The 6,303-nt window shown below is 32.8% G+C and carries 6 protein-coding genes; all 6 read right to left on the reverse strand.

Annotated elements, in window-relative coordinates:
• Window positions 1–2: 2 nt before the first annotated feature.
• Window positions 3–1,232 (reverse strand): pyridoxal phosphate-dependent aminotransferase, encoded by a 1,230-nt coding sequence (locus EUBIFOR_RS07115; protein WP_003865315.1) that lies wholly within the window; start codon window positions 1,230–1,232, stop codon window positions 3–5.
• Window positions 1,233–1,234: 2 nt separating this feature from the next.
• Complete coding sequence (locus EUBIFOR_RS07120; protein WP_003865316.1) at window positions 1,235–2,308, reverse strand: chorismate mutase; 1,074 nt, start codon at window positions 2,306–2,308, stop codon at window positions 1,235–1,237.
• Window positions 2,309–2,340: 32 nt separating this feature from the next.
• A complete protein-coding gene (locus EUBIFOR_RS07125) occupies window positions 2,341–2,685 on the reverse strand; it encodes an ATP-binding protein (protein ID WP_040466316.1) in 345 nt (114 codons plus the stop codon).
• A 73-nt stretch (window positions 2,686–2,758) separates the two neighbouring features.
• The gene (gene pepF, locus EUBIFOR_RS07130; RefSeq protein ID WP_003865318.1) at window positions 2,759–4,531 is read right to left on the reverse strand and encodes an oligoendopeptidase F; all 1,773 of its coding nucleotides are present in this window, start codon (window positions 4,529–4,531) and stop codon (window positions 2,759–2,761) included.
• Between the two features lie 38 nt (window positions 4,532–4,569).
• Entirely contained in the window at window positions 4,570–5,940 is a 1,371-nt protein-coding gene (locus tag EUBIFOR_RS07135) for an ATP-binding protein (protein ID WP_040466317.1), read from the reverse strand.
• A gap of 147 nt (window positions 5,941–6,087) precedes the next feature.
• A partial coding sequence (locus EUBIFOR_RS12960) for a hypothetical protein (protein WP_003865320.1) occupies window positions 6,088–6,303 on the reverse strand: 216 nt, incomplete at its 5' end.

The raw sequence follows: 6,303 nt of genomic DNA on the forward strand, positions 1-6,303 counted from the left end.
TATTAAGCTACTGTATCCAAAATATCTTTCATCTTTTTTGCCAATCCCTTTGTCTTTTCAACAGATAAAGAACAAATCGCAACACGAATACCCAAATTTACTTTGACTGTAAAAATATTATTTTCCATTAATGCCTCATGGAATTTGTCACGCGTTTCATTATCCATAGATAAAGTTACAAAGAATCCTTCCTTATATGGATAATGCTTTAATCCCACTTCGTTAGCCTCTTTGACAAAAATATCTCCACGTTCTTTTAATAAATTTACATAGTGCAATCTTTCTTGGTCATACGCATCTTTATGATTATCTAATACATCCACAAATGTAGCCATAGCTCCATTATTGATATTTGACCAAGTTGCACGCGCATCCTTTTCAAACACGATCTTCACTTGATTTACCGCTTCTTTTTCTTGTCCTAACACAATGGCAGCTCCACAACGAAGTCCATAGCTTGTCATTGATTTAGATAAGCTAAATGCGACAATCACGACAAAGTTTTTCTCAATTTGATCAAACTGCACAAAGTATTCTTTCGCCTTTTCTTGTCTAGAAGAAAAATCAATATACGCAATATCATTCAACAATACAACAGCATGTGTTTTTGAACATTCATTCAAGAAAGAGATCACTTCTTTCCATTCTTCTTCACTTAAAGAATATCCTGTTGGATTGTGACAAGGATCGTTGATTACCATCACTAAGCGATTTTGTTTTTCCATTACTTTCTTACAAGCCGTTTTAAAAGAATTTAAATTAAAGTGATCTTCTTCAAACAAGCTATACTTTTCCACATTCAAATTGTGCATCTGCGCCATTAATGCATAAGAACCCCATGCGATTTCTGGCAAGATTACGGTTTGCCCTTCATCTAAACACTCTTGTAAAGTCATACCAACAGCACCCGTTCCTCCAGGAGTCGCAATCACTTCATGTTCTAGGTGTGAATTTCCATTTAATACCCAGTCGTATACTTTTTGTCTAAAATCAGGATTTCCTCTAAAACTAGCCGCGTACGCTGCCAATACTTTATTATCTAAATTCTTTAATGAACTATATACACTATCCAAGGCAACCAAAGTACCTTCTTCATCATATAAAGAACCGATTGTCGCATCTACAACATTTTCACTTCCCACCTTAGCTTTAGCCTCTTTTGCCTTGGCAACAATTGAGAATACAGTATCGACAATTGGTGTTTGATTGACACTTTCCTTCACAAAATTCATGCTTATTTTTCCTCCTTTAAAGTATATGCTCCCAATACTTTTACACTTTCACATACAGATTGAATCTGTTCAATACAATCATTTGCCTTTGACATATCCCCTTCAATTTCAACAAAGAAGAAATACTCAAAAGGCTTATTTTTCATCGGTCTAGACTGAATACTTTCCATATTCAATCCATTCTTGGCAATACAATCAATGATTTTAGCCAATGCACCACTTTCATGTTTAACCGATAAAACCATACTAAAGCGATTGCCCTGCATTTGTGGCTTTAATCCAATTACTAAGAATCGCGTTGTGTTAGTCGCATTTTCTTGAATGTTTGTAGCCAACACCTTTAAGCCATATAATTCTGCATTTTCCTTAGCACCAATAGCTGCTTTATGCACATCCTTCTGTGCTGAAATATATTGAGCTGCCATTGCCGTATTTGGATAGGCTACCGTTTGTACATTTAATTCCTTTAAAAATTCTTTAGATTGTGAAAGTGCTTGATCCTTTGAATAGACCCACTCCACATCTTTCAATGTACTGCCAGGAACTCCAAGTAAACATTGTTCAATCTTTTGATCATAAATTGACTGAATATACACTGGATATTCCATTAATAAATCTAAGACTTCTCCAACTAAACCAGAGTTTGTATTCTCAAAAGGAATCACACCATATTGTACGTCTGAATGAACAACCATTTGAAAGACTTCCTCAAAACTAGAAACACCCACTTTTGGATTGGAAGGAAACAATTTTTCACTCACCATATGTCCAAAGGCACCTTCAACCCCACAATATCCGACTTTATCATGCGACTGTAACGTTCTTTGGTAGGCCTTCGATTCTTTCATAATAAACTTTATGAAAGACGCATAATATTCTTTATAATCCGGATTTTGAATAAACTGCAAATTTTTTTCCATTACAACCTGCTCTCTACCCGAATCTAGAATTGGTAAATCATTTTCTATTTTATACGCAATCACATCTTTGACAGCATCCAACCTGGCTTCATACAGCTTAGCCATTTCACGATCAATCGCATCTATTTGTGCGCGTGCTTGTTCTAACTTATTCATTAATTCACCTCGTGAATATCATACCATAATTTTCATATATTTTCTGAAAATGAATGATATAAATCATCCAACGTATAAGAAATTAAATTTGAATCATTCGTTAAATCAAAACCAGATTTCGAAAAAAAGCCATATTTATAACATGACATATTTACATTTTTTACTTGTTCAATCTCTTGATCTACAACAGTCTGTGTTACTTTATAATTTTTATACTTGCATTCTTGAATATACTCCCCTTCAAAATCTTCGATGGCTTCCTTGATCAATTCTGTTTTTCCAATTCTTCTTCGCCCATATATCAATACAGATTCTTGCCGGTTTGATGAAAATACGCGATTTAAAATCTTAAGCTCATTTTCTCTGCCTACAAACATAAGCCCTCCATTTTTAGTCATTTATTTGTTACTAATATTTATCTGACTAAAAAATAGAAAGTCAAACGACTTTCTACTTCATAATACTCTCGAATTCATCAATTAAAGAATCAAACAATTCAATCGCATCTTCCACTGGTTTTGGACTTGCCATATCAACACCAGCCATGCGCAATAATTCGACTGGAGACTTTGTACATCCTCCTTTTAAGAAAGATAAGTATGCTTCAATATCAGCTTGTGTTCCATGAAGCAATTTTTGTGATAGAGCCATAGCTGCACTAAATCCTGTCGCATATTGGTATACATAGAAGTTCATATAGAAATGTGGAATACGAGCCCATTCCATACTGATTTCATCATCTACAATCACATCTTCACCATAATAGAATTTATTTAAATCCGCATAGATCTGATTCAATGCATCACTTGTCAAAACTTCATTATTTGCGGTCTTTTCATTGATGATTTTTTCAAATTCCGCAAACATACACTGTCTAAACAATGTAGTTCTAAATTGTTCCATAAAGTGATTAATCAAATAAGCCTGGAATTTTGGATCTGAATTTTGTTTGCGCAAATAATCCATCAATAAAGCTTCATTACAAGTACTGGCAACTTCAGCCACAAATATTTTATAGTGACGATCTAATGGAGCTTGATATTTTGTAGACATATAAGAATGCATCGCATGCCCCATTTCATGAGCTAAAGTAAATTCTGTATCTAAAGAATTCGCAAAGTTCATCAACACAAATGGGTGTACTCTTTGTCCACTAGAATATGCACCTGAACGCTTTCCTTCATTTTCATATACATCGATCCAACGAGAATTCAATCCTCTTTCATACACCTTGGCATATTCAGTTCCATACAATTGAATGGAATGTAAAACATCTTCTTTAGCTTGTTCAAAAGAAACAGGAACATTACATTCATTGACCATAGGTACATATAGATCATACATGTGAAGTTTATCTTTCTTCATAACTTCTTTACGTACTCGCATATATTTATGTAAAACATGAATGTTTTTATGTACCGTTTCAATCAATTGTTCATACACTCTTGGTGAAACATTATTCGCATCGACTGCACATTCTAAACTCGATGCATATTTGCGTGCGGTACTATTAAACTTCAATTGATTTGTCTGTCCATTTAAACAAGCGGCTAAAGTATGGATCATAGAACCATACCCAGCATAAAAATTACGATACGCACTCTCTCTTAACACTTCATCTTCCTGCTCTAACATATGAATGAATGTACCTGTAGTTAAAGTGTGCTTATTTCCTTTTGAATCGATCGCATCTTCAAATTTTAAATCCGCATTGTTCAACATTCCAAAAATCGAATAAGGCGTATCTTGCATTAATGAAGTGGATGCCATTAATTTTTCTTCTGTTTGAGACAATACGTGTTCTTTTAAACGACATACTTCTTCTAGATATACACGATATCTTTCTAAGATAGGTTCAGATGCATAAAAAGACTCTAAGTTTTCAATCTTCATGATTTGTACATCACTAAAAGATAGCTTCGTAAAAATTTCAACCGCTAACGCATTGGCTTTTCCTTTTAATTCTTGATGATGGGCATCCGCCGTATCTTGATCGGACAACAAAGAAGAATAGCCTAAACAATCATCTAATAGACATGTTAATTTTTCATATCCCTTTAAAAATGATAATAAATTGGATGCATCCTTTAATTTTCCATCGTATGCACAAAGCTCATTCCCTAATTCTTTACAAGTATCTAAACAAGCTAGAAATGCAGCTTCATCTTTAAATATATCTTCTGTTTTCCAAGTATTTTCTACCTTTTGTTCATTACGCTTCACAATAAATAACCTCCAATAATACAACTATTGTAGCACATCTACATTATTTCAAACGAAACTAATCGAATATCATTATTTTTTGCGTATTCAATCGCATCTTCTGTAAAGCCAGATTTAGAAAATGCCATTAAACTCTTATTTTTATATTTAAAAATATCTTTTCGACTATTTAAAACAGTTAAAACTCGACTATCTAATTCTTTATTTCTCCACTTACATTCACACAATAAGCACGAATCTGAATTTATGGCTACTATATCAATTTCTGCTTCTTCTTTTTTTAATGGGTCATTCCCCCACCACTTGCCAATCTTTTCCGGAATAAACGGTAATGTCAGAAAAACTTGTTCTTGATATATATATTCTGTACACATTTTTTCAAAAACATACCCCATATAATCCGATATTTTTGGTTTAACGTATTGACCATATATAATATGGCCCAAACCCATTTGTATATTTGAATAATTTGGTCTTACAAATTTGTACCAAAACAAAAACATTGTATCTTTTATTTCATATATTGTTTTTCGACTTGATTCTTTTTCAGTAACAGGATATATTTTTTCGACTATGTTTAATTCAATCAAAGATTTCAATAAACTACTGCAGGCAGACGTATCTAGACCCACTTTATTTGCGATTTCATTTAAACGACTAGCCCCCGAAGCAATTGCGCCAAGTATACTATTATAGCTTGCGGGATTTCGCATTTCTTGTTTTAAAAGATTAGTTGCTTCTTCAAAAAAAGTTCCATTTTCATCAAAAAATAAAACTAATATATTCTCATCTAAAGATTTGTTAGTATCTATTTTTGAAAGATATTCAGGAATTCCTCCTGTTATGCCATATGCGATTGCCTGACTTTCTTTATCGTAATTCACAAGCATTTTTTGCGTTTCTAAATATGTGAAAGGGTTAATTTTAAATTGTGCACTTCTTCGACCATATAGTGGGCTTTTATATCCCAACACCTGATTTTCCATAAAACTCATACTTGAACCACACAGAATTAAAAACATATTTTTATCTTTCCAGCATAAATCAATATGCTTTTGAATAACAGAAGAAATAGGCGGATAACTTTCGGCTAAATATGGATATTCATCAATCGCAAGAACTATTTTTTGATTTGTTTCTAACATTTTATCAATCGCATTAAATAAGCTTTCAAATGAATCATATACGATTGAATTATTCTTCGAAACCACTCGCGACAATCCAATTAAATTTTCTTTTTGTGTCCCTTCCAAAGAAACGTACAATAAACTTTCTTTATTTTTCAAAAATTCACGAATCAAAGTTGTTTTTCCAACTCTTCGACGCCCATAGATTACCGCAAACTGAAATTCATTCGTTGAATACATTCTTTCTAATTTTGTTAATTCGCTTTCTCTACCAACAAACATGTATAAAATCTCCATTTTCTAAGTTATAACTTACTTAGTTGTAACTTAGTAAATTATATCATCCATTACAACTTTGTACAAGAAAACCTTAACTTTGCAGAATTCCTTAACTTTGCAGAATTTGTATAACTAAAAATAAAAGAAGCATTAGTAGCTGAATTCACCAATGCTTCTGTCAATATATTTTTCATCCATATCAAATTGTTTTAATATCATTTTTTGTTTTGCAGTCAGTGCATATTTTCTTCTATATTTTCCTACACTATTTCTTGTACATTCTATGTTTTCAAGCTCCGATATCATTCCTGGAACCGTATATGCTTTACGGTTCTTTTTTCTTAGCTCCTCAGCTTTCTGAAATAG

The organism is Holdemanella biformis DSM 3989 (assembly GCF_000156655.1).
GTDB lineage: Bacteria > Bacillota_I > Bacilli_A > Erysipelotrichales > Erysipelotrichaceae > Holdemanella > Holdemanella biformis.

Coding starts and splice junctions, on each gene's coding strand:
- EUBIFOR_RS07135 (WP_040466317.1), bottom strand. CDS start 5,940: ATGTTTGTTGGTAGAGAAAGCGAATTAACAAAATTAGAAAGAATGTAT.
- EUBIFOR_RS07115 (WP_003865315.1), bottom strand. CDS start 1,232: ATGAATTTTGTGAAGGAAAGTGTCAATCAAACACCAATTGTCGATACT.
- EUBIFOR_RS07125 (WP_040466316.1), bottom strand. CDS start 2,685: ATGTTTGTAGGCAGAGAAAATGAGCTTAAGATTTTAAATCGCGTATTT.
- EUBIFOR_RS07120 (WP_003865316.1), bottom strand. CDS start 2,308: ATGAATAAGTTAGAACAAGCACGCGCACAAATAGATGCGATTGATCGT.